25 protein-coding genes, 2 tRNA genes and 1 pseudogene are annotated in these 26,163 nt (G+C 44.3%); 10 read left to right on the top strand and 18 right to left on the bottom strand.

Features of this window, described 5'->3' with window-relative positions; genetic code table 11:
• The first annotated feature begins 15 nt into the window (after positions 1-15).
• The 3 genes from H8S90_RS25010 to H8S90_RS25000 all read left to right on the top strand — a co-directional run bounded on the left by H8S90_RS25010 (position 16) and on the right by H8S90_RS25000 (position 814).
• Positions 16-504: a regulatory protein RecX gene (locus H8S90_RS25010; RefSeq protein ID WP_187340460.1), complete on the top strand. Its 489-nt coding sequence runs from the start codon at positions 16-18 to the stop codon at positions 502-504.
• 100 nt (positions 505-604) lie between these two features.
• A tRNA-Gly gene (locus tag H8S90_RS25005) sits at positions 605-677 on the top strand.
• A 51-nt stretch (positions 678-728) separates the two neighbouring features.
• Positions 729-814, top strand: a tRNA-Leu gene (locus tag H8S90_RS25000).
• A gap of 42 nt (positions 815-856) precedes the next feature.
• Here H8S90_RS25000 and H8S90_RS24995 read toward each other — a convergent pair.
• From H8S90_RS24995 to H8S90_RS24970, 7 genes are all read right to left on the bottom strand, one after another.
• Positions 857-1,243 carry an L-rhamnose mutarotase gene (locus H8S90_RS24995; RefSeq protein WP_187340459.1) on the bottom strand — a complete coding sequence of 129 codons (387 nt, stop codon included), beginning with the start codon at positions 1,241-1,243 and terminating at the stop codon, positions 857-859.
• 6 nt (positions 1,244-1,249) lie between these two features.
• A complete protein-coding gene (locus H8S90_RS24990) occupies positions 1,250-2,170 on the bottom strand; it encodes an MFS transporter (protein ID WP_222852193.1) in 921 nt (306 codons plus the stop codon).
• 8 nt (positions 2,171-2,178) lie between these two features.
• Complete coding sequence (locus tag H8S90_RS26065; protein WP_222852192.1) at positions 2,179-2,505, bottom strand: hypothetical protein; 327 nt, start codon at positions 2,503-2,505, stop codon at positions 2,179-2,181.
• A 254-nt stretch (positions 2,506-2,759) separates the two neighbouring features.
• Positions 2,760-3,695, bottom strand: coding sequence for an IS3 family transposase (locus H8S90_RS24985; RefSeq protein ID WP_255501942.1), 936 nt, complete (start codon positions 3,693-3,695; stop codon positions 2,760-2,762).
• Entirely contained in the window at positions 3,623-3,922 is a 300-nt protein-coding gene (locus H8S90_RS24980) for a transposase (protein WP_187339052.1), read from the bottom strand. The genes H8S90_RS24985 and H8S90_RS24980 overlap by 73 nt, the downstream gene beginning before the upstream one ends.
• 16 nt (positions 3,923-3,938) lie before the next feature.
• Positions 3,939-4,628 carry an alcohol dehydrogenase catalytic domain-containing protein gene (locus H8S90_RS24975; protein ID WP_187340458.1) on the bottom strand — a complete coding sequence of 230 codons (690 nt, stop codon included), beginning with the start codon at positions 4,626-4,628 and terminating at the stop codon, positions 3,939-3,941.
• A 9-nt stretch (positions 4,629-4,637) separates the two neighbouring features.
• Positions 4,638-5,570: an aldo/keto reductase gene (locus tag H8S90_RS24970; protein ID WP_187340457.1), complete on the bottom strand. Its 933-nt coding sequence runs from the start codon at positions 5,568-5,570 to the stop codon at positions 4,638-4,640.
• Between the two features lie 141 nt (positions 5,571-5,711).
• On the opposite strand from H8S90_RS24970, the gene H8S90_RS24965 reads away from it, so the two are divergent.
• Genes H8S90_RS24965 through H8S90_RS24950 form a run of 4 tightly spaced genes read left to right on the top strand, consistent with a single transcriptional unit; the run spans position 5,712 to position 7,846 of the window.
• Positions 5,712-6,248, top strand: a complete 537-nt coding sequence (locus H8S90_RS24965; RefSeq protein WP_187340456.1) for an AraC family ligand binding domain-containing protein — start codon at positions 5,712-5,714, stop codon at positions 6,246-6,248.
• Between the two features lie 39 nt (positions 6,249-6,287).
• A complete protein-coding gene (locus tag H8S90_RS24960; protein WP_187339052.1) occupies positions 6,288-6,587 on the top strand; it encodes a transposase in 300 nt (99 codons plus the stop codon).
• Positions 6,500-7,450 carry an IS3 family transposase gene (locus H8S90_RS24955; RefSeq protein WP_187342851.1) on the top strand — a complete coding sequence of 317 codons (951 nt, stop codon included), beginning with the start codon at positions 6,500-6,502 and terminating at the stop codon, positions 7,448-7,450. Before H8S90_RS24960 ends, H8S90_RS24955 begins: the two co-directional genes overlap by 88 nt.
• Positions 7,451-7,489: 39 nt before the next feature.
• Complete coding sequence (locus H8S90_RS24950; RefSeq protein WP_187340455.1) at positions 7,490-7,846, top strand: AraC family transcriptional regulator; 357 nt, start codon at positions 7,490-7,492, stop codon at positions 7,844-7,846.
• 60 nt (positions 7,847-7,906) lie between these two features.
• On the opposite strand, the gene H8S90_RS26345 is transcribed toward H8S90_RS24950, so the two are convergent.
• The 5 genes and pseudogenes from H8S90_RS26345 to H8S90_RS24935 form a co-directional block, all read right to left on the bottom strand.
• Positions 7,907-8,851, bottom strand: coding sequence for a RagB/SusD family nutrient uptake outer membrane protein (locus tag H8S90_RS26345; protein ID WP_255501972.1), 945 nt, complete (start codon positions 8,849-8,851; stop codon positions 7,907-7,909).
• Between the two features lie 15 nt (positions 8,852-8,866).
• A pseudogene (locus tag H8S90_RS26340) lies at positions 8,867-9,289 on the bottom strand (RagB/SusD family nutrient uptake outer membrane protein); the annotation flags it as partial.
• Between the two features lie 276 nt (positions 9,290-9,565).
• Positions 9,566-11,920 carry a SusC/RagA family TonB-linked outer membrane protein gene (locus tag H8S90_RS24940; protein WP_255501971.1) on the bottom strand — a complete coding sequence of 785 codons (2,355 nt, stop codon included), beginning with the start codon at positions 11,918-11,920 and terminating at the stop codon, positions 9,566-9,568.
• Positions 11,835-12,617 carry a TonB-dependent receptor plug domain-containing protein gene (locus H8S90_RS26335; RefSeq protein ID WP_255501737.1) on the bottom strand — a complete coding sequence of 261 codons (783 nt, stop codon included), beginning with the start codon at positions 12,615-12,617 and terminating at the stop codon, positions 11,835-11,837. Before H8S90_RS26335 ends, H8S90_RS24940 begins: the two co-directional genes overlap by 86 nt.
• Before the next feature lie 671 nt (positions 12,618-13,288).
• The gene (locus H8S90_RS24935) at positions 13,289-14,932 is read right to left on the bottom strand and encodes an alpha-L-fucosidase (protein ID WP_187340453.1); all 1,644 of its coding nucleotides are present in this window, start codon (positions 14,930-14,932) and stop codon (positions 13,289-13,291) included.
• 459 nt (positions 14,933-15,391) lie between these two features.
• Here H8S90_RS24935 and H8S90_RS24930 point away from each other — a divergent pair, with 459 nt between their 5' ends.
• The 3 genes from H8S90_RS24930 to H8S90_RS24920 all read left to right on the top strand — a co-directional run bounded on the left by H8S90_RS24930 (position 15,392) and on the right by H8S90_RS24920 (position 17,093).
• A complete protein-coding gene (locus H8S90_RS24930; protein WP_187340452.1) occupies positions 15,392-15,604 on the top strand; it encodes a hypothetical protein in 213 nt (70 codons plus the stop codon).
• Positions 15,605-15,660: 56 nt separating this feature from the next.
• Positions 15,661-15,975: a type II toxin-antitoxin system VapC family toxin gene (locus H8S90_RS24925; protein WP_255501736.1), complete on the top strand. Its 315-nt coding sequence runs from the start codon at positions 15,661-15,663 to the stop codon at positions 15,973-15,975.
• Between the two features lie 632 nt (positions 15,976-16,607).
• The gene (locus tag H8S90_RS24920) at positions 16,608-17,093 is read left to right on the top strand and encodes an SRPBCC domain-containing protein (protein WP_222852190.1); all 486 of its coding nucleotides are present in this window, start codon (positions 16,608-16,610) and stop codon (positions 17,091-17,093) included.
• 214 nt (positions 17,094-17,307) lie between these two features.
• Here the strand turns inward: H8S90_RS24920 and H8S90_RS24915 are convergent, their stop codons facing one another.
• The 6 genes from H8S90_RS24915 to H8S90_RS24890 form a co-directional block, all read right to left on the bottom strand.
• Positions 17,308-18,660, bottom strand: coding sequence for a TolC family protein (locus H8S90_RS24915; protein WP_255501735.1), 1,353 nt, complete (start codon positions 18,658-18,660; stop codon positions 17,308-17,310).
• 73 nt (positions 18,661-18,733) lie between these two features.
• Positions 18,734-21,901, bottom strand: a complete 3,168-nt coding sequence (locus H8S90_RS24910; protein WP_187340450.1) for an efflux RND transporter permease subunit — start codon at positions 21,899-21,901, stop codon at positions 18,734-18,736.
• A 28-nt stretch (positions 21,902-21,929) separates the two neighbouring features.
• The gene (locus H8S90_RS24905; protein WP_187340449.1) at positions 21,930-23,012 is read right to left on the bottom strand and encodes an efflux RND transporter periplasmic adaptor subunit; all 1,083 of its coding nucleotides are present in this window, start codon (positions 23,010-23,012) and stop codon (positions 21,930-21,932) included.
• 162 nt (positions 23,013-23,174) lie between these two features.
• The gene (locus tag H8S90_RS24900; RefSeq protein WP_187340448.1) at positions 23,175-23,588 is read right to left on the bottom strand and encodes a hypothetical protein; all 414 of its coding nucleotides are present in this window, start codon (positions 23,586-23,588) and stop codon (positions 23,175-23,177) included.
• 108 nt (positions 23,589-23,696) lie between these two features.
• A complete protein-coding gene (locus H8S90_RS24895) occupies positions 23,697-24,881 on the bottom strand; it encodes a class I SAM-dependent methyltransferase (RefSeq protein WP_187340447.1) in 1,185 nt (394 codons plus the stop codon).
• 2 nt (positions 24,882-24,883) lie between these two features.
• On the bottom strand, positions 24,884-26,155 hold the full coding sequence (locus tag H8S90_RS24890) for an aspartate kinase (protein WP_187340446.1): 1,272 nt from the start codon (positions 26,153-26,155) through the stop codon (positions 24,884-24,886).
• Positions 26,156-26,163 lie beyond the last annotated feature (8 nt).

Below are 26,163 nucleotides of genomic sequence, written 5' to 3'. Positions count from 1 at the left end.
TACGATTTTAGAGCAATGCAGAAGGATGAAAAAGCAAGAAAAAGTATACTTACCGTGCGCCAGGCTAAACTAAAAGCCGCGAATTATTGTGCCTATCAGGAACGCTCGCAGCAGGAAATGCGTGATAAGTTATATGCCTGGGGGTTGCACACACCTGAAGTCGAACAATTGATCGCAGAACTTATTCTTGAAAACTTCCTCAATGAAGAGCGTTTTGCCCTAGCATATGTCTCGGGTAAGTTTAATATAAAGGGGTGGGGTAGATTAAAAATAAAACAGGGGTTACAGCATAAAAGAATTTCTTCCCGATTAATCAAAGATGCATTGCTTACGATAGAAGAAGACGTATATATAGAAAAATTACGTTCAATTATCCAAAAAAAAGGAGAAACTATCACGGAGAAAGATATACATAAACGCAGGTATAGGCTAGCCCAATATGCTATGGTTAAAGGATATGAAAACGAACTTATTTTTGATATCTTGAATAACAATGACTTATAATTTTAAACGATTTTTTTTAAAAAATAATTTGGTAGGAATGTAAATCTACCTATATTTGCATCACCAAAAGGGAAAAAGGCTTGAAAAAAGTCAAAAATAAGCGAAAGTAGCTCAGTTGGTAGAGCGCAACCTTGCCAAGGTTGAGGTCGCGAGTTCGAACCTCGTCTTTCGCTCCGGATCCTTTCTGAAAAGAAAGGATTTTAATTTTAAAAGCTATACTAGCTGCCTAGGTGGTGGAACTGGTAGACACGCAGGACTTAAAATCCTGTTCGCCTTAAAGCGAGTGCGGGTTCGATTCCCGCCCTAGGTACGGTTAAAGCCCTCTCTACAGGACGTAGGGAGGGCTTTTTGCTTAAAGGTGAAAAATCCGCTCCATTATCTTCCATTTTGCGGAAGCCAATATTGAATCGGCATCTTGAAAAATATTCATAGACTTCTCCCATTCGGCCTGTCTGGGCTTTTTGGACAATTCTTTAAATGCTTGCTCCCAGTTGAAATCCAAAGGGGTTTCTATAACCATGAAAAGCGTGGTACCTACATGATAAATTTCCATTTCTAGAATCCCTACAGAACGGATACCCTCTCTTATTTCGGGCCAGTGATCCGGCAGACTGTGTCGCCTGACATATTCATCGATGAGCAAAGGGTCGTCTTTCAATTCTAGCGTCTGGCAGTAGCGTTTGGTCTGAAATCCGTTTTTCTTCTGCGGATAACCCATATCTTTTCTAACCTCTTCCATAAAATATTAATCGCTAATTTTATATCCTTTCCAACCATAATATGCACAGAAAACAAAACATACCAGCGGCACAATGTATGCCCGTTGGTATTGCCCCGAAAAATTGTCCATAACGTAAGCTGTCATTTGCGGCAAACATGCATTGCCAACGATGGCCATCACCAGAAAAGCGGAACCGCTTTTTGTTTTTTCCCCCAGATCTTTAAGTGCCAATGAAAATTGTGTAGGATACATGATCGACATAAAGAATGAAACAAACAGCATGGCGTAAAGGCCTGTCATACCACCAAAAAACATGATAACCAGACACAGAAAAATATTGGCCAGGGAATAAACAAGCAGCATGTCCTGCGGCCTGAACCTGACCATAAGGGTCGTGCCCATCCACCTCCCCAACAAAAAGGCGAGCATGTAGAACCCGAAGAAGGTTGTAGCGGTGGATTCGCTGATACCAACATAAGTGCAGCAATATACCAGAAATAGACTGTTGATCGCCGTTTGGCCACCATTATAAAAAAACTGGGCGATAACGCCGCGTCGGAGGTGGGAGCGTTTTAAAACATCAAAGTCGATCAAACGGTTTCCCTGACCGGCATTTATCCTGCCGGCATCCTCATTTATGGCGGGAAGTCTGGAAAATATAAATACAACAGCTAAGATCAGTAAAATTGCCGCCAGTACCAGATAGGGAAGTTTCATTGCCGCTGTCTCAAAATCAATATATGCTTCCCAGCCCCCATGATAGGAAACTGGAAGCGTCTCCTTGGTGAAATTATGTCCGCTCAGGATCATTTTGCTCAGAAACATTGCTGCAACGAAAGCCCCCAGGCCATTAAAGGATTGGGCAAGATTCAACCTGCGGGAAGATGAATTGCGATCTCCGAGCACCGTGATGTAAGGATTGGCGGCTGTCTCTAGAAAGCACATTCCGGTGGCTATAACAAAAAAATGATGAGATAGAGCCAGTAAGACTTAAAGAGCGCTGCCGGTAAAAAAAGCAGCGCCCCGAAAGCGGCTATAGTCAGTCCGACAACAATCCCTGCCTTATAGCTGTACCTTTTCATGAACATCGCTATGGGTATGGGAAACACAAAATATGCGAGCCAGTAGGCCGTTTCCGTAAATGAAGCCTGAAAGGCATTCAGGTCGAAGGTTTTCATCAACTGGCGGATCATGGTTGGCAAAAGATTGCTGCTGATTGCCCAGATAAAAAACAGGCTGAAGACGAGTGCAAGGGCCGGGGAATAATTGTTCTTTCTCAAAACGTTAATTGCTATGGTAAACGGAAGGGGCGACTAACATGAGCTCCGGCTTTAAAATTCAATTAAAACCCTAAATACTTCGGCAGGTTTTTTATTCCAGTTCTCCAGAGCCTGCTGGGCAGCTTCTGGTGGGTAAACTGCAGTTACCAGGTCATCAGTAGGACATTTCCCTGTCTTCAGATAGCGGATTACTGCCTCAAAGTCCTTCATGGTGGCATTGCGTGTGGAATTGCAACTTAAAATAGGAGACTTTTTTATGCTGCCATTTTCTCTTTTTCCAATAGCATCTCTTCGATCTGCTTAGGGGTTTTATATCCCAGGGCAGAATGTGTTCTTTTGGTATTATAAAAACCTTCAATATATCCAAAGATCTCCAATTTAGCCGATTGCTGATCGATGAATTTTCTATGGTAGATCATTTCAGCCTTTAGTGTCTTGAAAAAGCTCTCAGCTACTGCATTGTCCCAGCAATTGGCCTTCCTACTCATGCTTTGAAGTATCTTGTTTTTTACAATTACCCTCCTGAATTCATCGCAGGCATATTGGATCCCTCTATCCGAATGGAAGATAAGACCATCTTTGATACCTCGGTTTCTAATAGCCATTTTGATGGCTTGTACAGAAGTGTTTTTAGTCGTCATATCGGTGCTTAAAGACCATCCAATGACTTTTCTGTCCGCCAGATCGATAACCGTTGTTAGATAAAGCCACCCTTTGCCGGTATGGATGTAAGTAATGTCGCTAACCCATTTTTGCGATAGGGAATCCGCTGAAAAATCTCTTTGGAGGAGATTTTCAGCTATCCTATAACTATGGCTCGAATCTGTGGTCACCCTATATTTTTTCTTAACCTTACTTCGTATCCCATGTTTCTTCATCAATCTTGCTACGTAGCTTCTTGATACCATTTCACCTTTTTTGTGCAGCTCTGCGGTTATCCGTGGGCTGCCATAGATATACTTACTGTCACTGTGTACCTGCTGTATTTTATCCACAAGTGCTTTACTGCGTTGTTCCCTGGGGGATTCGGGCCAAACCAGCCAACGGTAAAAACAACTGCTGCTAACGTTCAATACTTCGCACATCTTCTCTACGGAATATACTTCTCGGTTCTCCTTTATGAACCGGTATATGGACCGTCTCCCCTGGAGAAGATGGCTATGGCCTTTTTTAAGATATCGCGTTCTAATTCTGTATCTCTTAATTTCTTGCGTAAAATCCTTAACTCCTGCTCCTCCGGACTGATCTTGGGATTGTCAGGTAAAACCTTATTCCCATTATAACGTGGATTTCTACGCCATTTACTCAGTAAACTGGGGTCTATGTCTAATTCCTTAGCTACATCGGCTACAGATCCCTTAACAACGCTCAAATCGACCGCCATTATCTTAAACGAATCATCAAATTTTCTATGCATTTCTACAAATTTAAAATTACTGTCTAAATCTGTCTCGCTTTAAAGGTAGCAACTCCAGTGAGCCCATAATGTTAAATTCCTTTTTCACAAAATATTGCGTATCAAAAGGTATCTTCTCTTTGGCGTAACCGATATAAACCACCCGTCCGGTAAAGGCAGCTTCTGAAATGGCTGCTACATATGTTTCAGGTCTGCCTACCGCTTCGATGACCACATCTGCTCCCTTTCCTCCGGTGGTTTCCGATAATCTTTCATGGAACCCTACGCTCAGCGGTTCCACCAATGCCAGTTCGTCGACCCGGATTGCCGCCTCGGTAACTACCTTTGTCCAGGGTACCAATAGGTACTCAGCCATGGCCCCGTCGCGCTGAACACCCAGGGTTTGATTAAACTCGCAGGCATTTGGTCTCAAATTATTGCAGGCAGGACATTTACCACAGCTCGTGTAAGGGTTTACGGTAACGCTCATGCCGGGCTTCAGAAATGATGGCACCTCTTCACCGACTTCATGGATACGGGCACCGATCTCGTGACCGGGAACTATGGGCTTTTTTGCCAGCGGGTTCAGTCCCGTGAAAGTATTCAGGTCCGAGCCGCAAAAGCCGACAAATTCCATTTTCAGCATCACATGTCCCGATATTATTTCGGGCTTTTCTATCTCTATCAGGGCCACTTCTCCGGGTCCTTTGATCTGGATTGCTTTCATCGACTTATTTCAACTGTTCACCCAGCTATCCCCGAACCCGGGGTCAAAAATATGGCGCACCTGTTTTAAAACATCCTCATTCAGCTGCGCCCGGGCATATCCGATGGTTTGCATAACATTTTCGGGATTGGTTGTACTGAACAGCGTAGTAGCGATCCGGGGATTGTTAACGGCGTAGGATATGGCCAGCTCTTCTATTGAAATCCCCCGCTGCAGACAGAAATCAACTGCTTTTCTGGCCAGACGTTTCAGTGCCGCAGGAGCAGGATGCCAGTCCGGCGCCCCCCTTACCGTAAGTAGGCCCATGGAATAGGGAGAGGCATTGATCACACCTACTTCTTTCCGTTCAAAATAATCCAGGTAATCAGCCAACGCATCATCATTGAGGGTATAATGGCAGAACGATAGTACACTTTCCACCGTTCCCGGTGGCACCCGGTCTATTATATACTGGAAATGCCTTAAATTTAAATTGGTGATACCCACATGTTTCACCAATCCTTCATCCCTCAATTCACACAGGGCGGGGAGTGTCTCGTCACAGATCTGGTCCAGATCCGCAAACTCTACATCGTGCACGTTAATGAGGTCTATATAATCTACATGCAGGCGCTGCATACTCTCATATACACTCTCCCTGGCTTTTGCGGCCGAATAATCCCAGTAGTTAACCCCATCCTTGCCATAACGGCCAACCTTGGTGGAGATATAATAAAGTGACCGGTCTATTTTCTTCAGGGCCTTACCCAATAACACTTCTGCCCTGAGGTGTCCGTAATAAGGCGACACATCGATAAAATTGATACCGTGCTCCACTGCCGTTAACACAGAATCGATGCCCGCTTCTTCTTTAAGTGAATGGAAGACACCTCCAAGGGAGGAGGCTCCATAACTAAGATTTGACACTTTCATGCCTGTTCTGCCTATTTCTCTATATTCCATGGTTTATTAGATGGTTCAAATCATGAAAGCAAATGTACATAATGCCGTTTCGTTCTCCAGTATTCTTTTTCGATAAAATGATGCACTTTATCGACTTTTTATTGTTACTTTTATTCGTTACAGACCATTACGAAAGGACACATGATCAAACGTGATTTTATCTTACTGAATATTGGACATGCCATCCACCATGCGGATTGGAACTGGAAGAACATATACAGTCCTTTTGCCCGTATTCATTTTGTGGAAAGCGGATCTGCCGAAATTGTCCGTGAGAACGACCGGTACGTCTTGAAAGAAGGTCATTTGTATCTGACTCCGCCCTATACCAAACATGGCTATTCGTGTACAGGCGACCTATCCTTGTACTACATTCATATTTATGAAGCCCTGGAAAAGCAATTGAGCATTTTTGACATACTTGATTTTCCGGTCGAGTTGGAAGCGGATGAGATGACCGTAGGGCTCGTCCGGCGACTGATAGCAGTGAACCCCAAACTGGAGCTGAAGGCATATGATCCCAAAGACTATGATAACTCGCCGACACTGATGAAGAATATCAGTCAGCATACGCATGCATTGCCGGCACTGGAAATGGAAACAGAAGGCATCCTGAAACAGATCATTTCGCGCTTTCTGGCAGGGGCGTCCGAAAAGAACTGGAGTTGCTACCTTTAAAGCGAGACAGATTTAGACAGTAATTTTAAATTTGTAGAAATGCATAGAAAATTTGATGATTCGTTTAAGATAATGGCGGTCGATTTGAGCGTTGTTAAGGGATCTGTAGCCGATGTAGCTAAGGAATTAGACATAGACCCCAGTTTACTGAGTAAATGGCGTAGAAATCCACGTTATAATGGGAATAAGGTTTTACCTGACAATCCCAAGATCAGTCCGGAGGAGCAGGAGTTAAGGATTTTACGCAAGAAATTAAGAGATACAGAATTAGAACGCGATATCTTAAAAAAGGCCATAGCCATCTTCTCCAGGGGAGACGGTCCATATACCGGTTCATAAAGGAGAACCGAGAAGTATATTCCGTAGAGAAGATGTGCGAAGTATTGAACGTTAGCAGCAGTTGTTTTTACCGTTGGCTGGTTTGGCCCGAATCCCCCAGGGAACAACGCAGTAAAGCACTTGTGGATAAAATACAGCAGGTACACAGTGACAGTAAGTATATCTATGGCAGCCCACGGATAACCGCAGAGCTGCACAAAAAAGGTGAAATGGTATCAAGAAGCTACGTAGCAAGATTGATGAAGAAACATGGGATACGAAGTAAGGTTAAGAAAAAATATAGGGTGACCACAGATTCGAGCCATAGTTATAGGATAGCTGAAAATCTCCTCCAAAGAGATTTTTCAGCGGATTCCCTATCGCAAAAATGGGTTAGCGACATTACTTACATCCATACCGGCAAAGGGTGGCTTTATCTAACAACGGTTATCGATCTGGCGGACAGAAAAGTCATTGGATGGTCTTTAAGCACCGATATGACGACTAAAAACACTTCTGTACAAGCCATCAAAATGGCTATTAGAAACCGAGGTATCAAAGATGGTCTTATCTTCCATTCGGATAGAGGGATCCAATATGCCTGCGATGAATTCAGGAGGGTAATTGTAAAAAACAAGATACTTCAAAGCATGAGTAGGAAGGCCAATTGCTGGGACAATGCAGTAGCTGAGAGCTTTTTCAAGACACTAAAGGCTGAAATGATCTACCATAGAAAATTCATCGATCAGCAATCGGCTAAATTGGAGATCTTTGGATATATTGAAGGTTTTTATAATACCAAAAGAACACATTCTGCCCTGGGATATAAAACCCCTAAGCAGATCGAAGAGATGCTATTGGAAAAAGAGAAAATGGCAGCATAAAAAAGTCTCCTATTTTAAGTTGCAATTCCAAACCGGGGTTTGGACGAACGCGTACTCCAGGCTATCCACTTTATCCACAGCAATATTGATAAGCCGATAAAAATAGAGGAACTGGCTAAAGTATCCTGCCTGACTGAAGACCATTTTATCCGTCTTTTCAAAAAGCAGATGCAATCTACCCCTGGGAAATATATCAACCAAAAAAAAATCGAGCAGGCACAACTGATGATGCTTGTCAGGAACCTGAGCATCAAGGAACTTGCCTATCAATTGGGTTTTGAAAACGTTTCCTATTTCAACCGACTTTTCAAAAAGATTTCAGGGGAGAATCCGGGAAAGATGCAGCGCAGGATGTCAGAGCTGAACGAACCTTCTTCCTCCGTCATCCCAAAATGATAAAAGCAGTGCTCTCGATAAGAAGCACTGCCTGCAGTAATTAACCTTCCATTATTGCGATCAGTAACCGGGATTCTGCGTGAGGTTCCCGTTCACCTGCAGCTCCGAGAGCGGGATAGGCCACAGTTCATTCACCCCCTCCTTAAAGTTTCTCCGCTGATAAATGAGATAGCCTTCTGCGTCCACCGGGAAATCATTGTAACTGCCAGGATTATTGGTAAGCTTCATACCGGTAAACTGCCTATTCAGCTCCTGGGTGGCAATTCCCCAGCGCAGCACATCATAGTAGCGTAATCCTTCAAAAGCAAACTCCACCCTGCGTTCCCTCCAGATAGTTTCGCGCAGCGCATCCGTACCAGTTACGGTAACAGCGGGCATGGCAACATTCTGCCTTCCCCGCACCAGATTGATGGTTGCATCCAGCAATGCCTGATCGATCGGATCACCAGCCTCCATTTTGGATTCCAGATAGCCCAGCAATACTTCCGGATAACGGATAACAGCAAAATTGCCCCCGAAGTTCATCAAGTTCCCCTCGAAGTTTTCATCCATAAACTTGCGTATGCAGTAGCCGCTCCAGTTATAGCGGTTAAAACGGTCTGGCGAGGTTGTCCCGGGCCTGGCAATATAGGTCTGCCCCTTAAAGACACTCCTGTCGGAAATGAGTACGGTATAATCCAAACGGGGATCTCTGTTGGTATAGGGATCTTCCGGATCGTATAGGTCCGATTCCTCGATTGGCCTGCCATCGCTACACGCATACGCCTTTACCAGTTCGTTGTAAGGGGAGAACTGGTGCCATCCACCCCATGTTTCCGGGTAAAGGTATTGCGGCAGCACATGCCCGTACACATCTTCGAGGTATTGGGAGGTAAGAACAAATTCACCGTTGGCAACGTTGCTGGCCGCGAAAAGCGCTGTAAAATCGGGGTGGATACGGTACACGTCAGAGTCGATGATCTTTTTGTAGCTTTCGGCCGCCTCGGCCCATTTCTGTCGTGCCATCTGTAAGCGTCCGAGGATAGCCAGTGCTGCCCCCGCAGTGATGCGCCCCTGTTCACTGGCAGATCTGCTTGTTGGCAGAACAGCTGCGCTTTCCTGCAGGTCCGATTCTGCCAGATCCCATACTTCGTCACGCGAGGCACGCATAACACTGTTTGCCTCTTCTATGCTCAGCACTTTGGTAACTAAGGGAACGCCGCCAAAATAAAGTGCCAGATTGAAGTACTCATAAGCCCTTAAAGTCTTGACTTCACCCACCATGGCCGCCTTTGCGTTTTCGTCCATTTCCACCTGGTCGATATGATCCAGGAAGTTGTTACAGGCCGACAGCTTTTGGTAAGCGTTGCGCCAGTATCCCTCAGTCACCCAATAGGCTGAATTCAGGGCGCCATCCGTTACCCGATCCGGGATCAGCTCTTTTTCCGAGCCGCTTCCCGCCATCAGGTCCAGATATAACAGACTACGGGGTGTCCAGAAATCTTCACCCTTCCAACCGGCCCCCGTGTTGTAACAGCCGATCAGCGCAAGCAGCGCATCTTTTTCTGTTTTCCAGAACGTAGCGTCCGAAACGGCATCTAATGGCTGCTTATCAAAGAAATCTTTGCTGCAACCTCCCAGAAGTACACATATAGCCAAAAGCAAATGGCATAGCTTTGTTTGGCTTGAATATTTAATGAATTTCATGATCCTTTTCATTTGGTTATTATTTCGCTGCAATTAAAAATTAACGTTCACCCCGAAAGTGTATACGCTTGTTATGGGATAAAACGGCGTATTATCGCCTACTCCCTGTCCCATTTCCGGGTCCCATCCCCGGTAAAAGCTGTTTATGGAGAACAGGTTCTGACCACTAAAGAACACACGCAATCTGTTCAATCCCATCTTATCGGTGATTTTTTCCGGAAACGAGTAACCTAGCTGTATGTTCTTCAACCGGAGAAAACTTGCGTTCCGGTTCCAAAAAGTAGATGGCATGATGGTTCCAGAGCCCATATTCAGGCTAGTAAGTTTGATATATTCCGCATTCCGGTCGGGGTTTTCTGCTGTCCACCGGTTATCGGCCTGCCAACGCTGGATCTGCCCGCCATTGTAGAAGGCAAAGGCCTGATAAGAGCCCATCTGCCGGTCAAAGCCTGCCAGACCATGTAACAGCACCGAAAGATCAACACCTTTATAATCTAAGCGAATGGTGGCGCCATAACTAAATTTGGGTACGGTGTTGCCGATGATCGTACGGTCATTGGCAGGGTCGACCACGCCATCGGGCACCCCGTCGGGACCGCCGATATCGGCATACCGGACGAATCCGGCCTGCGCGGCATAGGGCTGCCCCGGGTAGACCGCAATGTCGTTCTCATCCAGGAAAAGACCATCGGCCACATAGCCGTAAATGGCGCCCAACGGCTGTCCGACAAAAAGGCCTTTGGCGATATCCTGCATTAGGCCATCGGCCAGTTTTGTGACACGGTTCTTCGTATAGGTGAAATTGGGACTAAAACCGATGTTTACCTTTCCAATGGAAGTGCGATAGTCCATCAGGAATTCAAACCCGTTGTTCCTTACCGAGGCGGCGTTTACTTCCGAAGGCGTCAACCCCAGCACACTCGATACCGTAAGATTATACAGGATATCCCGCGTCCGCTTGTCAAAATAGTCCGCTACGAAAGCGAGCTTACCCTGCAGCAGTGAAAAGTCAAGCCCTATTCCCCTGACCTCGGTCGTTTCCCAGGTAATATCGCTGTTGGCCAGTGTCGTCAAACGGGCACCCGGGAGCAGGACACCGCCGACGGGGTAGTTATTGCCCAGGCTCAGTACATTCTGGTAGGGATAGTTCCCGATATTCTGGTTTCCGAGCGTTCCCCAGGAGGCACGCAACTTGAGATTGTCCACTCCGCGGAAATTTTCTTTAAAGAAGGCTTCTTCGGAAATACGCCAGGCGGCCGAGATCGAAGGGAACAGGCCCCAACGGCCTTCGCTTGGAAAGCGTGAAGTCCCATCATAACGTGCATTCACCTCAAAAAGATAGCGGTCGTCCAATATATAATTTATCCGTCCGAAGAACGAGCGCAATGCCCATTCGGCAGCCGAACCTGACGATTGCATATTGGCCGAAGATCCCGCATTCAGCTCATGCAGCAGGTTGCTCGGAAAATCATCCCGGAAAGCGGACGTCCAGTCAGAGCGGAACCTTTCTTCTGAATAGCCTCCCAGCGCATTGATCGCATTCTTTCCATAAGTCCTATTGAACTGCAGCAGGGATTGGAGGGTCACTAACGAGTTGTCTCCCGAGTTGACGGTGAGATTATTCGGGCCTAAGCGTTTATTGGCATCGAAAATAAAATCAGAAGCAAAACTGTTATTGGTGTAGTTTGTATAATTGTATCCGGCTTTTCCGCTTAGGGTAAGTCCCGAAACAATTTCCCAGGCAAGCTCCGTGCCGCCCAGGAAGAACCTGTTGGCGCGGTTCACGAACGATTCGCTCGATAGCCATGCCTCTGGACTGTAGTTATCCTGATAGCCAAAAGTGCCGTCCGATTTCCGTCCCGCATAGATGGGACCCTGCCTTACTGCAAAACCGATCATGCTCATCATTTCCCCATCGAATTGCCTGGGCTCATTGGTCCTCGCGTCATTCCCCGTCATGTTCACCTTTAGGGTCAGGTTATCCAAGATTTTGCTATCCGAGTTTAGCATGAAATTATAGCGTCGATAATTGTTTTTGGCCACCACGCCATCCTGATCGAGATAGCCCAAGGAGAATAGATAGGAATTCTTTTCGGAACCGCCGGAGAAAGAAACATTATGGTTCATCTGAAAACCCGATCCGGAAGATAACAGGTTTTTAAGATGAGGTACGTCCGGATAGTTGTCCGGGTCGGTTCTCGAACGGAACTTATCAATCTCCTCATCCGTATAACTCTGCGCCTGTCCCACATTGCGGTTAGCTTCATTGAAAAGTGTGGCATAGTCGGCCGAACCCACAAAATCAGGGAGCTGGGTCACCTGTTGCCAGCCGATAGTATTGTTGTAAGAAACACGGAGCCGGCCACTGGTACCGCGCTTGGTCTCTATCAGGATGACCCCATTGGCGCCGCGTACCGTAAATGGAAGCAGAAGCTGCATCCTTCAGCACGGATATACTTTTGATATTATTGGGATCGATATCGTTCATCGAGGCAGCCAGCCCATCTATCAGTACCAGCGGTTCGTTACCGGCGCCCGAAAAAGTACCCTGTCCCCGGATGCGGATAGCGGCGCCATCATTTCCGGGCCGCCCCGCACTCTGGGAGACCGAAACACCGGTGGCCAGGCCTGCCAAGGCCTGCGAAGCCTGCGTAATGGGCCTATCCTCTATCTCTGCTGCGGAAACCGAGGAGACCGAACCGGTCAGGTTCACTTTCTTCTGGGTACCGTAACCGACAACAACGACCTCATCGAGATCTGCCGCCAGTTCCACCAGCGGAATGGTCAGTGTCTTCTGTTCCGTTACATGGACTTCTTTTCTTTCAAAGCCTGTAAAGGTGACCACCAAAGTAGCCGGTATGGTGGAAAGTTTGAGGCTGAAGCGGCCCTCGTTATTAGTGGAAATTGCTTGCGGGGAGCCCTTCACTGTTACGCTCGCTCCCGGCAAGGGCGCGCCCTTGGTATCGGTCACCTGTCCCGAAAGGTCGTGCGTCTGCTGACCATGGGCCAATATTACGCACCAGCATAGCAGCAGGATAGACATCATGCCCTGTCTGAGCGATGTGGAATAGTTTATTTTTTCCATCAGATTTTAGTTTTGGTTATTATTTGTCCCTACCGCCCATTCTGGATGCCGTTGGGAGAGGTATTAGCGGTTAGCCTACCCGGTAAAGGCTTCGCAGGCCATCTATCGGGATATCATTTTATCGGTTTAAAATTTGGTTACAGGATTAACGTAAACGGTATCATCCATAACGTATGCAGTTGTTTCTTCTGGTAATCATATATTTAGTTTTAAGGGCATCCCTGTTTTCCTATTAGTGTCAAAAAGACAATAAATACATTGGTAACTGCAAAGGCTTTCCCGCCAAAAAATGCTTGGCTGACCGGATAAAATATTGAATATCAGGAATTAGCTATATAAGGTATCAGCAGTTTTAAATCGGTTTTACACAATAATCAAAGGTAACTGCTTTTACTCCACTTATTTGATCCCTTTTTCGACTATTTATTGCACTTTATCGATATTTTAGATCTATCGATATTTTTTGCCAGACTGCTTCATCACCGTTTGCAGCGCAAGGTTAGAAGGCATTCCATTTCCAACCTAAAGCAGGAACATGAAATCGCTTTACTTTTCTTTGATGCGTATGACTCTTGAAGCGAAGTGGGGCCCTCAAAAACAGTGTGCCCCTTCCGGGGCACACCAACCATTATGAACCAATTAACTAATTCAGGAATTTAACACCATAAAGATCAGCTGATCTTTAGTACATATGCAGGCTGGCTTCCATCTGCAACCTGCGGCCATGTGACCTCAAGACCATCGGCTGTCTGTTTGAATTTCAGCTTTTCATTTGTTCCCACAAACGTTACGCTTTTAACCCTGCGGTTGTTAGCTGTTAGGCTTTTGACCAACAGGTTTTCCGCCTCTGGCCATCCCATGACAATGGCATACAGCACATCACCCTTAGTCGTAAATCGTATATCCTGCGCGGTGAAAGGCTTGTTTTTTCCTTCATTGAAACCCTGGGCAGAAAGCGGCGCGGCACCTTCCATCGCAGGCCCTTCCCCGAAAAGCTTCCAGGGTCTGGTACCGATGATGGACTCGCTGTTAACGTCCATCCAGGAAGCAATGCCCTCAACGGTTTTCTGCGCCTCCGAATCAATAGAACCGTCTCCTCGAAGGGGAACGCTCAGTAACAGATTCCCGTTTTTACTGACCACATCAACCAACATATGGATAACGGTCTTCGCGCTCTTATAGCTTTTATTATCATAGATCCGCCTGTCATAATGCCAGGCGCCGATGCATGTACAGGTCTGCCAGGGATCTTCCTCGATCTGGTTGCTCTGCCCGCGTTCGATATCCCACACCATGCATTTACGTTGCTGTTCATCCAGAATTTTCCCATTTATAACCGCCTCCAGCTTGCCCTTATGTTTTTGCTGATTGGTGTTGTAATAATGGGCGGCAATCCGGAGTCCGGCATCATCGATGGGCCACAAAGGCAGGGCCGTATCATCAAAGTACACCAGGTCAGGCGCATACTTATCGATCAGTTCGACAGTCCGGTCATGAAAAGTATCACAATAGTTCTTCGTAGGAACATTGACGCCCTCGCCCCAATGCCACTGCCGGTGAATCATCCCGTCGTCCAGGCTATTCTCACTCAGGGGATGATTCTGTGCATAGAGGTCCTGCGGGTCAAATCCTTCCCACCATTTACCCTTTCCGTCAGATTCGGTTACTTTTCCGTCATAGGGAACACCCTTCAGCGTCCCTTTTTTGTCTGCCCGTTGAGCGGTCTCGTACCATGTCCAGGCATGTGCAGCGTGTACGCTTGCACCGAAACGTAAACCCCGTTTCTTTGCCGCTTTCGCCCAGCCCGCCATCAGGTCCTTTTTCGGCCCCATCTTAACGGCATTCCACGGCTGATGGCTGCTATCGTAGAGGTCCATATTGTCATGATGGTTGGCCAGTGCAACAAAATACTGGGCACCCGCGCGCTTATAAAGATCTAATAGCGATTCGGGGTCCCATTTATCAGCCTTCCACTCATTGATCACATCCTTAAAGCCAAACTTGGATGGGTGCCCGTACTTTTGCACATGGTATTTGTACTGATCGCTTCCTTCCTGATACATACCCCTGGCGTACCAATCGCCTCTTTCTGGCTGGCATTGAGGACCCCAGTGTGCCCAGATACCGAATTTTGCATCACGGAACCAGTCGGGAACCCGGTACTGCTCGAGCGACTTCCAATCTGGCTTAAAGTTGGCTTTGGCAATCGGAGCATTGGCATGCAGGGTGCGCAAACCTGAACCAGCGGCCGACCTGCTCAGCCAAAGGGCGGGTATTGCTATTCCCAGGGCTTTTATTACACTTCTTCTTTTCATTGGATTCTCTTCTTACTTTTCAGTCTTGGTATGAAATCAGTTTTCTGAAATTTTGTTCTGAAAACGTGGTTTATAAAATGGCGTGAAATATTATCCAAAGCTAAGGATATTATACAGAACACTCTTGCCCAATTTCGACGAGATATATCACTTTATCGACTTTTTTTAACCCAGAGGTCAGTCTCCAGCGGGCCTGAAACTCCTTGGCGGTAGGGAATCTCCCTCTTCCCTCCAAATTTTGAAAGTCTAGATGTTCTAAAAAAATCCCACAACTAATAACTCATTTCTCACTCTTTTTCGATGTTATTGATTTTAAAATCTTTAAGAAGCTCATCAACAGTTCTAAAAAGACCCCGTTCTCTGTACTGAAAACGAATGACCGTAAGTTCAACGTATGTTGGGTTTACGGTTTTTTTGTTACAGGTGATTATTTAGTAGAATTTTTATAAATTTGTTATTATGGAAAGGCTAGTTGTCAATATCCCCGAAAGCAAAAGTTCTTTGGTAAAGCAAATACTTAAAGGGTTGGGTGTGACCATTCAACAGGAAAGCAAATCTAACGCGCCCATTTACAAAAAAAAACTGACTAAAGTAACAACTTGGTCCGATGAAGACGTCAACATTTTAGAAGAAAGTAAGAAAGCCTTTGGGGGTTTCAAGCCACAACAATAGTAATTGACACGGGTATATTCATCGAGCATCTTCGGTCTAAAGATAAAACAGTTACCATGCTGTATCGCCTTTCGGATCAACCTTATTTATACATTTCCGCAGTTTCGCTTTATGAATTGTATATGGGAGCTACAACAAAGGAAAAAGAACATGATGTCAAAATGTTGACGGAGGACCTCACTGTTCTCCCTTTTACAGATGCCGTTTCTATCAAGGCAGCCCAAATCTATCATAGATTAAGGCTCAATAATCAAATGATAGAATTTAGAGACATATTTATTGCGGCTACCTGTATAGTGAACGAACTACCTATTGTCACATTCAACAAAAAGCACTTCAAACGTATTGAAGGGTTAAAAATCACGAGGTAGTTATTCGACAACGATTCTGCTTTCATTTTTAGAATCTGTTTTCTATGTCTCCCAAAACCGCAATTCTCTTCAAACTATTGATAAAATCGTTCGACAACAATCCTGTTTGGAGTACAACTAAAACGATAAGTAAGAGCTAACATGTTGAAGCATGTTAGCTCTTTTTTGTTTATTATAGATTTAAGTGTGTACTTTTCGACCTTTTAACGGCATACTGGCGAAAGCCCGATGAAATTACCGTTTTATCTGCCTATATTAGTATAGTTGACAAACTATCATATTTGATTGCAAAAGGGCCTCATATGGCTGTAACGCTCTACAGTTTTTGGCTAAAACCAAGAGCAATGATGAAAGAACATCGGCTTGACTTATAAGCCACATTATAAGGCAGCTTCCTGATATTAAGAAAGATAAGAAAACAACGAACCGCTAACAAGGTATTGCCAAAAGGCTGGCTGAAATTTAAAACTTATCTTCGCGCTACTATTTTGCCTTCGTTTTTATTCGCTGAAATAAATTAAATTAACAAACAAAAACGGCTTCGGCTTGCTATAGTGCTATCATCTTTTGTAGAGGTGGGCAGCCCTTCGCTAACTTTTGGAAAAATCATCACGGACGGACAATCATCTAACATGACCGTAACGATTGACAAACCTCAAATAGATAATGGAATGAGAGATAAATTTTCAACGACTGTTACAATAAATTCTGATCCTGCTAAAGTTTGGAATACTTTGACTAACCCTGAAGTAATGAGAGAATGGATGGGAGAACCAGAAATGAAAATAAAAGTGAATACTGATTGGAAGATTAATTCCCCAATCCTGATTAGTGGTTTTCATCATGTTAACTTTGTATCTAAAGGCTTTGTACTACAATATGACACAGAAAAAAAATTGAGCTATAGTCATCTAAGTTCGATATCCCGACTTCCGGACATATCAGATAATTATACAATTCTTCAATTTATTTTAATACCTGTTGACAAACAGACACAATTAACAATCAGCATCGAAAATTTTCCTACAGAGACAATTCGCAAGCATCTGGAATTTTATTGGAGAACGACCATTGTGACGATTAAAAAAACGGCGGAAAAACTAATAGAACAAAAATAGGCAAACAAACGAAGAGCCAATTCCTACTTCGTTATTGGACAAAACAAGAAAATTCTTTTTGCAGATAGAAGGTGGCGACTATAAAAAACCGATTGACCGAAAAATGTTTTTAGTGGCGTTGAACAACTCGTTCCGGAAATGCATAACGTTACTATTATTTATTATAAAGAGCCCCGCGAGTGCGGGGCCCTTATAGACAAATGCCAAACCACATTTAATTCCAACCGCCTCCCAAAGCTTGATAGATATTGACCAGGGCATTCATTTGTTGCCTCTTGGTTTCTATTAGCTCGAATTTTGATTCCAGCGCATCCCTTTGTGTTAACAGCACTTCCATATAATCCGCTCTTGCTGAACTGAAAAGACTGTTGGATATATCGATTGATTGGGTCAATGCTTCCACTTGCTTAGCTTTCAGATCATAACGCTGTTCGAGATTGTTGATCTTGTTCAGTTGGTTAACGACTTCAACATAAGCATTTAAAATGGTCTGCTCATAATGGTACACCGCCTGTATCTGTTCGGCATTGGCACTATAGTAGGTGGCTTTTATGGCATTCCTGTTAACCAGCGGAGCTACCAAATCACCAACCAAGGAGTAAGCCAATGATTCCGGTGTATTGATGAGGTATCTCGGGTTAAAAGCTTGGTAACCAATGGATGCAGAAATGCCCAAAGACGGATAAAAAGACGCCTTAGCTACTTTCACGTCTAGCTTTGAGGCGGCGAGATCCATTTCTGCCTGTTTGATATCTGGCCGATTGGCTAATAATTGTGAAGGGATGCCTGCATGTACAACTGGCGGAACTGCGTTTTCGAAGTTTTTGCTATTCCTTGGAATCGGTTGGGGGTACCGGGCCAGTAAAAAGTTAATCTTATTTTCAGTTTCGGTGATCTCCTGTTGGATGTCGTATTGCAGACTTTTGGTATTGAATACCTCGGCTTGAAACCGACGCACCGCAAGCTCAGTGACCCTTGTTGCCGTTTTTTGTAATTTCATAATTTCCAAAGCATTACTTTGTATATCCATGTTCTTTCTAACGATATCCAGTTGATTGTCAAGCGCCAATAACTCGTAATAGGCATTGGCAATTTCGGCAATGAGATTTGTAATAACGAAGTTTTTGCCTTCCACGGTCGATAAGTATTTGCTTATTGCAGCTTTTTTGGCATTATGTAGCTTTTTCCAGATATCCACTTCCCAAGTGGCGTAGGCACCCAAAAGATAGTCGGGCAGGGGTTCTGGCATTTCCTTACCCGGTTTGATGTCTGTGGTGGCTTCGCTGGCGCCTCTACTGGTATAGCGGCCTACCTTTTCGAAACCGGCAGCACCTCTTACACCAACAAAGGGCAGGTATTCTCCCTTTCTGGCTCTGATTTCGTTTCGGGCTACCTCAATCTCCTGTAGCGTGATGTTCAGTTCCTGATTGTTTTCCAAGGCTGTATCTATTAAGGCATTCAGGTATGGATCGGTAAAATATTCTTTCCATTGTACTGTTGCGCTATTGATGCTATCCTGGGAGTTGCTGTAACGCGTAGGGATAGCTTTATCCTCGGTTTTTTCCACTAAGGAAGGTGTTTTACAAGCCATGTACGTTAGGGATACACAAAAGATCCCTAAGTATTTATATATGCTGTTTTTATGCATGGTGATTCATTTCTTCGGTTAACGGATTTTCATCTTCATGTCTGATTAGCTGCCTGTTTTCTGCCAGTTTGCCGAATATGTAGTACAGTCCGGGAACAATTATTACACCGAAAATCGTCCCGAAAAGCATACCTCCAGCTGCAGAAGCACCGATGGTGCGATTACCTATGGCACCAGGGCCATGGGCGAAAACCAGTGGGATCAAACCTGCGATAAAAGCGAAAGAGGTCATTAATATCGGTCGGAAACGTACTTTGGCGCCTTCGATGGCTGCTTCAAGCACTGTTGCTCCATGATGATGTTTTTGTACGGCAAATTCGACGATCAGCACGGCATTTTTACCTAATAGTCCAACAAGCATGACCAGCCCTACCTGCGCATAGATATCGTTTGCAAGCCCCATTAACTTGAGCAATAGAAAAGAACCGAATACGCCTACGGGCAATGAACAGACTACCGTTAGGGGAAGTATGAAACTTTCATACTGTGCAGCCAAAACAAGGTATACGAAGCCTAAGACGATCAAGAAAATATAGAGCGCTTCGTTTCCACGGCCGACCTCATCTTTAGAAAGACCTTCCCAGTCAATGTCATAACCACGGGGCAAAGTCTTTGCGGCCACCTCTTGGACGACTTTGATTGCTTCGCCACTGCTGAATCCCGGTGCGGACTCTCCTCTAATAGCCGAAGAGGTATACATATTGAATCGGGTAATTTCATTAAGCCCTTGCGACTTCTTTATTTTCATGAATGCCGAGTAGGGAACCATTTCGTCGCGGTTATTTTTTACATAAAGTTGCATCAGGTCGCTAGGCAACCTCCGGTATTCAGGTGCAGCTTGCACATATACTTTAAAAAAATTGCCGAATTTGATGAAACCGAGCTCATAACTGCTCCCTATCAATACGGACAGGTTGTCCATGGCTTTCCCGATAGAAACACCCTTTTGCATCGCAGCCTTGTTATCTATCTCCAATTCATACTGTGGATAGTTGGCACTGAAAAAGGTAAACAGTCCTTTCAACTCTTTACGCTTGCCCAGCGCTGCCATAAAATCGTCGTTCACCTTTTCCAGTTCTTTGTAGTCATCGTTATTGGTTTTGTCCAATAAACGTAAAGAAAAGCCACCAGCCGCACCGTATCCGGGTACTGCCGGAGGGCCGAAGAATTCAATTGTGGCACCAGGGATTTCCTTGGCTTTTTCTTCCAGTTCCTCAATGATTTCATCAACAGTTTGTTTGCGTTCCGACCAATCTTTGAGGTTAATCAGACAGGTTCCAGCATTAGAACCCCGCCCTTCTGTCAGTACCTCGTAACCGGCCAATGAAGAAACCGATTGAATACCTTCTACCTGTTCAGCAAGTGCCTGCAATTTGCGGGATAGATCATTGGTCCTTTCCAAGGTTGATCCCGGAGGTGTTTGAACGATGGCATAAATCATACCTTGATCTTCGTTGGGAATAAAGCCAGCGGGAAGGTCATTACTTATTCCTAATATGCCGATACCGAAGATCAGTAACACGCCGAAGGTGATTACCTTGCGGTGCACAATTAACTTCAGCAATCGGGTATACCTGCCGGTGAGTCTTTCGAATAGCCGGTTAAAGCCGTCCATGAATTTGTCTATTGGCGTCTTCTTTTTGGTTTTTCCATGTGTATTCTTTAATATCATGGCGCAGAGAACCGGCGTAAGCGTAAGCGCCACTACACCGGAGATGACGATAGCACAGGCCATTGTAATGGAAAACTGCCTATAAAATATACCCACCGGGCCAGTCATAAAGGCTACAGGAACGAATACGGCTGTCATGAGTAAGGTAATGGCGATAATAGCTCCGCCAATTTCGTGCAATACTTTCTTTACCGCTTTATACGGAGATAGGTGTTCTTCTTCCATCTTGGCATGTACGGCCTCCACAACGACAATGGCATCGTCTACGACCACACCGATGGCCAATACGAGCGCAAATAAGGTGATAAGATTAATGGTAAGTCCGAAAAACTGCATAAAAATAAAGGCGCCGATCAGCGATACCGGGACAGCCAGCGTGGGGATAAGGGTGGAACGCCAATCGCCCAGAAACAGGAATACGACAATGGATACCAGCAAGAAGGCTTCTACTAAGGTGTGGATAACCTTATTGATGGAGGCGTTCAGAAAGCCGGAAACGTCATAACTGATCTCGTAATCCATTCCCGGAGGGAAAGAACTGGCCTTGATCTCATCCATTTTTGCTTTTACTTCCTTGATTACATCGCTGGCATTGCTACCGTAGTTCTGTTTCAGCATGATAGCTGCAGATGGATGACCGTTCAAGTTCGAATAAATGTCATAAAATTCACTTCCCAGCTCAATATCTGCCAGATCTTTTAGATGGAGGATTTCTCCGTCTGCATTGGCCCGCACAATGACGTTCTTATATTGCTCCGGGTCATTATATCTTCCCTGATAGGTTAATACATATTCTAGCGCTTCTGAACGTTTACCATCACTTCTCCCTATTCTTCCAGGCGAACCTATTACGCTTTGATTGTCCAAAGCTTCCATCACCTCATCTGTTGAAACATTATAGGCGCGCATACGATCTGGCTTCAGCCAGATACGCATAGCGTATTGCCGACTGCCCAATATGGTGGCTTGGCCCACGCCAGATAGGCGCTGCACTTCCTGCAGAATATTGACATTAGCAAAATTGTAAAGGAAGTTTTCATTTGCTTGGGCGTCAGTGCTGTAAACATTGACGTACATGAGCATATTGGGTTGTACGATATTGACAATGATCCCTTCGCGTTGTACTAATTCCGGCAGCCTGTTCGTCACCTGCTCTATGCGATTTTTTACCATGACCACTGCCTGATCAGGGTCTACGCCGAGATCAAAAACCACCTGTACGGTGGCTTCTCCCGCACTCGTAGCATCGGAACTCATATATTTCATGCCGGGAGTGCCATTAATGGCTTTCTCCATTGGGATGAGCACGGATTGCACCAGCACATCTGCACTAGCGCCAGGATAGGCTACGCTGACCATAACCCTCGGAGGAGCTATGGAAGGAAATTGGGATATAGGTAAGGTATTTATGGACAGAAAACCCATAAAAATGATGACAAGCGATATGGCTATCGCAAGCACCGGCCTTTTAATGAATATATTAAACATTTTTGCTTCTTCTTTAAAAATACGTACGTTATTCTGTTGGTAAGTTTAAGTGGGCAATGACCGATTTAGGGTCTTGGTAGCTATAGGAAATTTTGTCCTTATTTTCTACTTTCCGTAAACCTTCGAGCAATAGCTTATCGTCTGCGCTGAGCCCTTGGGTAACAATGTATAAATCCGGTATTTCGGCCCCAACAGTAACAGGCGTTAGGTTTACCCTATCCTCTTTATCCAAGAGGTAGACGTACTTTTTGTCCAGCACTTCAAAAGTCGCTTTTTGGGGGATGATCAACACGTTTTTTAATGGTTCCAGCATTTTTATGTTGCCGGTTTCTCCGTGCCTTAACAGTCCGTCGGGATTCGGAAATGTAGCTCTAAAGGCAATGTTTCCTGTTTCGTTGTTAAAGTCTGCTTCAATGGTCTCTACCATGCCGGTGTGTTCGAATAACTTATTGTTGGCCATGAGGAGCTTTACCGGTATAGGATTGTCTTTCTTTACGGCCATTTTATAGTCGAGGTATTCGGCTTCCGGAACATTGTAGTAAACCCACATTTTGCTATTATCTGAAAGCTCAGTAAGTAAATCTCCTTCGTCAACAAGACTTCCCTGTCGTACATGAAAGCGGTCGATGATGCCGTCGAATGGAGCCCTGATCTCGGTAAATTCGAGGTGGACTTGCGTCAATGCCAGTTCGGCCACAGCCTTGTCGAATTTTGCTTTGGCCATGGCCAGTTCGTTCGGAGAGACAACATCTCTGTCTGCAAGCGATTTGGTGTTATCATATTCAATTTCAGCGGCCTTTGCTTCGGCCTTTGCTTTTTGCATCTCGGCTTCGTATAACTTAGGCATGATTTTAAACAGTAGTTGTCCTTTTTTGACAAACTGACCTTCGTCTACGAAAATATTTTCTAGATAACCTCGTTCCTGGGCCCTGAGCTCGATATGGTGTATGGAACGGATTTGACAGACATAATCTTTGGTAATAGCGGTATCCATCTGTATGGGGCTGGTAACGGAAAACTGGGTTTCTTCTTCCTTTTCTTCCTTTTTAGATTGACAGCTTGTATAGCATAACAGGCTGTACAAGCTCATAAATATGAGTAATTTATTCATTGTGACGTTGCGTTAAAGCAATAAGATTATCTTAATGATCACTTAAAAAATGATGCGCCTTGTGGCATATGTTGATATCAGTTGTGGCCAACAGGGAAGGTGTCAGCACGTATTGAAGCTTAGCGTATCAGGCGTAGTATTACCTGTTTGCTTTTCGGCAAATCAAATCTTAATTACTCGGAATAGGAGATATGTGTGAGATGAAAAATAGGAGAAATGCTCACAGGAAGGTAAGCTTTTTCTGAAATAGAGACACAATTGGTTGAGTGCTTGAGCGTAAAAGATATTAAAATACTTACAGATAAGAGAAGGTTTTCTCAATGAGAACCAATCGTCATCTTTATCCTCACTATCCTCTATGGCTAAATTGTCATGCACATGAGGTAAGCCAAACGGATCAGCTTTAGTGACGGTAAGAGACTTTCCCCCTACTGATCCAAAACTCGTATGTGTTAACCTTTCGGTTTGCTGTTTGGAGTAGTTTCTAGCATCCTGATACGGATGTATAAGTAGTTGGTTACCTCCAACTAACAGAAAAATACAAAACGATAGTAATCTAACTAGCCATTTCATCATTTGGTGTCAAAACTACACAAAGTTGATGTTACAGACAATGCCCAATTGTTAATTATTGTTAATTGTAACAAACAAGTGGCTCGGTGTCTTCATTTCGAGTGCTCACTATCACGTAATTTTTTTACAGCGAATAACCATCAATTCCTTTTGAAAACCTGTGCAGAAAAATAAATAGCTGTCTCCTCCGTCTTTTATGCGATGCTTTCTTTTTATCTCCTCTGGTTTGAGCGGGAAATTTCTGGTGCTTATATTAGCCTGTTGCCGCTCCTTTCTTTTTTTAAATGCCGCATAGGTTTCGAAAGACAACACTTCAAAGGTTCTACCCATAAATGTACTATTCAAATGAGCAGATGTGTATAGGTGGGTATGTTTTTGCAATTTCTCCAGGTGAAAAAAGTTGGCTAAATATTTAAAGCAGCCTGCCTTTAAAAGTGAAGCATCTGGCTCATATAGGTACTTTTTGGGATTTGTATATCTAACAACAGCATTTTCTTCCTGTTCCTTAGAGAATGTTAGTAGTTGCTGTTCTTGCTGTGGGTGTAAGGCTGCGCAACAATATCGAGGAAGGCCGTTATATTTGTGCTCGATTACAAAGAGTAACTCTTTACATTCGTTTTGTACACTCAGGATATGCACCTCTTTTACATATTTGAGTTCTTCCAATGCGGCCTTAATATCAAGTAGAGGTGCCGCTTTAATTAAGAGTATATCGCCCTTTGTTTGTAAAAAAGCCTGCTCTTCAACAACGTTCGGTTCACCGTCACTCAAACGGAATACCTTCTGTTGTTTTACACGTCTTGATGGGTCTATATAAATAACCGTAAATTGTTGTTCGGCAGTTTTTAAGTAGGCAAGCCCGTCGCCAGCAATAAACTGGATGTTTTTTGCGCCCAATTGGTCGGCATTATGCGCTGCTATGAGCGAAAGCTCGGGTTGGCGCTCACAGTGGATCACCTCTTTTGCTTCGATTGAGAAATAATAGCTGTCGACCCCAAAGCCTCCGGTGAGATCAATCACCGTACAGTTTGGCGGGATAAGGCTGCTTTTGTATCGAGCCGTCAGGCTAGAGGAAGATTGCTCTAACGCAAGCAGTTCAGGAAAATAAACTCCTGGTGTATGGTGCCATAAGGGTAACTTCTTTTGACTTCGTCTTAGACCATCTAATTGACTGGCGAGTTCGCGGGAACTGACAGCAGTAAAAGGACTCTTACTTAACGCTAGGATAGCAGGAGACATGGTGATATGCTTACGCAAAAAATCCTGTACCGCTGCTGTCAATATTGCAGTATTCATTCCTAGGCAATCGACTGAATGAGCATTTGACAGGTGTAATTATCTTGTAGCTGCATAATAACTTTTTTATTTACCAGCACCCGTTCAATCGTTTGTTGGTTATGGTACCTGATCGTAACGAGCTCCAGATCACGTTTAAACTCCACATCGTATTGTTTTCTGAGTTCTTTAACAAGTGATACAATATGCTGTTCATCATAGTCGACACTTACCGAAAAACTAACGGCACTATTGTGCATCATATTGATTTTCAATCGGTGTTTAGCAAAAACATCAAAAATATGGCTGAAATTATCTTCAACAATAAAAGAAAAATCTTTCGGAAGAATAGAGATAAGCACTTGATTTACCTTAAATATAAACGACGACACAGGAAGTGTACTGTTGGTACTTTTTATAATAGTACCCGTATTCTTTAGATCAACAAACGATCGCACAGCTAATGCGATGCCTTTATTCTGTAAGGGTTTAATAGTTTTTGGATGGATAACTGTTGCACCATAATAGGTCAGTTCAATGGCATCTAGATAGGATAGTTCAGGAATTAGTTCCGTGGCGTCAAACCATTTTGGATCGGCATTGAGTACACCGGGAACGTCTTTCCAGATCGTTACCAGCGACGCGTTCAAACAAGCAGCAAAAATAGCTGCGGTATAATCGGAGCCTTCGCGGCCGAGTGTGGTTGTGAAGTTTTCAGACGTGCTACCGATAAAGCCCTGAGTAACCAGCACGTGCTTTTCTACTAGAGAAGGAATGGACGATAGTATGCCGCGTTCCGTCTTTTCCCAGTCTACATTTCCCTCTCTGAAAGTATTGTCTGTATGAATATAATTTCTGGCATCTAGCCACAAGCTGTCGATCTGCTGCTTTCTCAAAAAAGCCTCAATAATACGTGATGAAACAAGCTCACCAATAGATACTATCTGGTCGTATAGGTAATCATAGGTGTCTTGTGGTGCTTCTTCAAGAATCCAGTCAATTTCTACAAAAAGGTTGGAAACGTCGTTGTAAATAGCGTCTGTTCGATCCTCAAACAGCTCTTCCAGTATGTTTTGATGAAATTCTTTTACTTGTTCAAAGTAGAGATGTGTTTGCTCATCTTGATTATAATATGCTTTTGTTAGATTTTCCAATAGGTTAGTGGTTTTACCCATAGCGGAAACCACGATGATGAGTTGTTGTTCTTTATCTTTATGCTGTGTTATTATGTGGGCTACATTTCTAACCCCCTCCGCATCTTTCACGGATGCTCCACCGAATTTATATATTTGCATTAATAAGA

The organism is Olivibacter sp. SDN3 (assembly GCF_014334135.1).
Lineage (GTDB): Bacteria > Bacteroidota > Bacteroidia > Sphingobacteriales > Sphingobacteriaceae > Olivibacter.
Note: the sequence above shows the minus strand (reverse complement) of the source record. Positions and strands in the feature narration are given on the sequence as shown.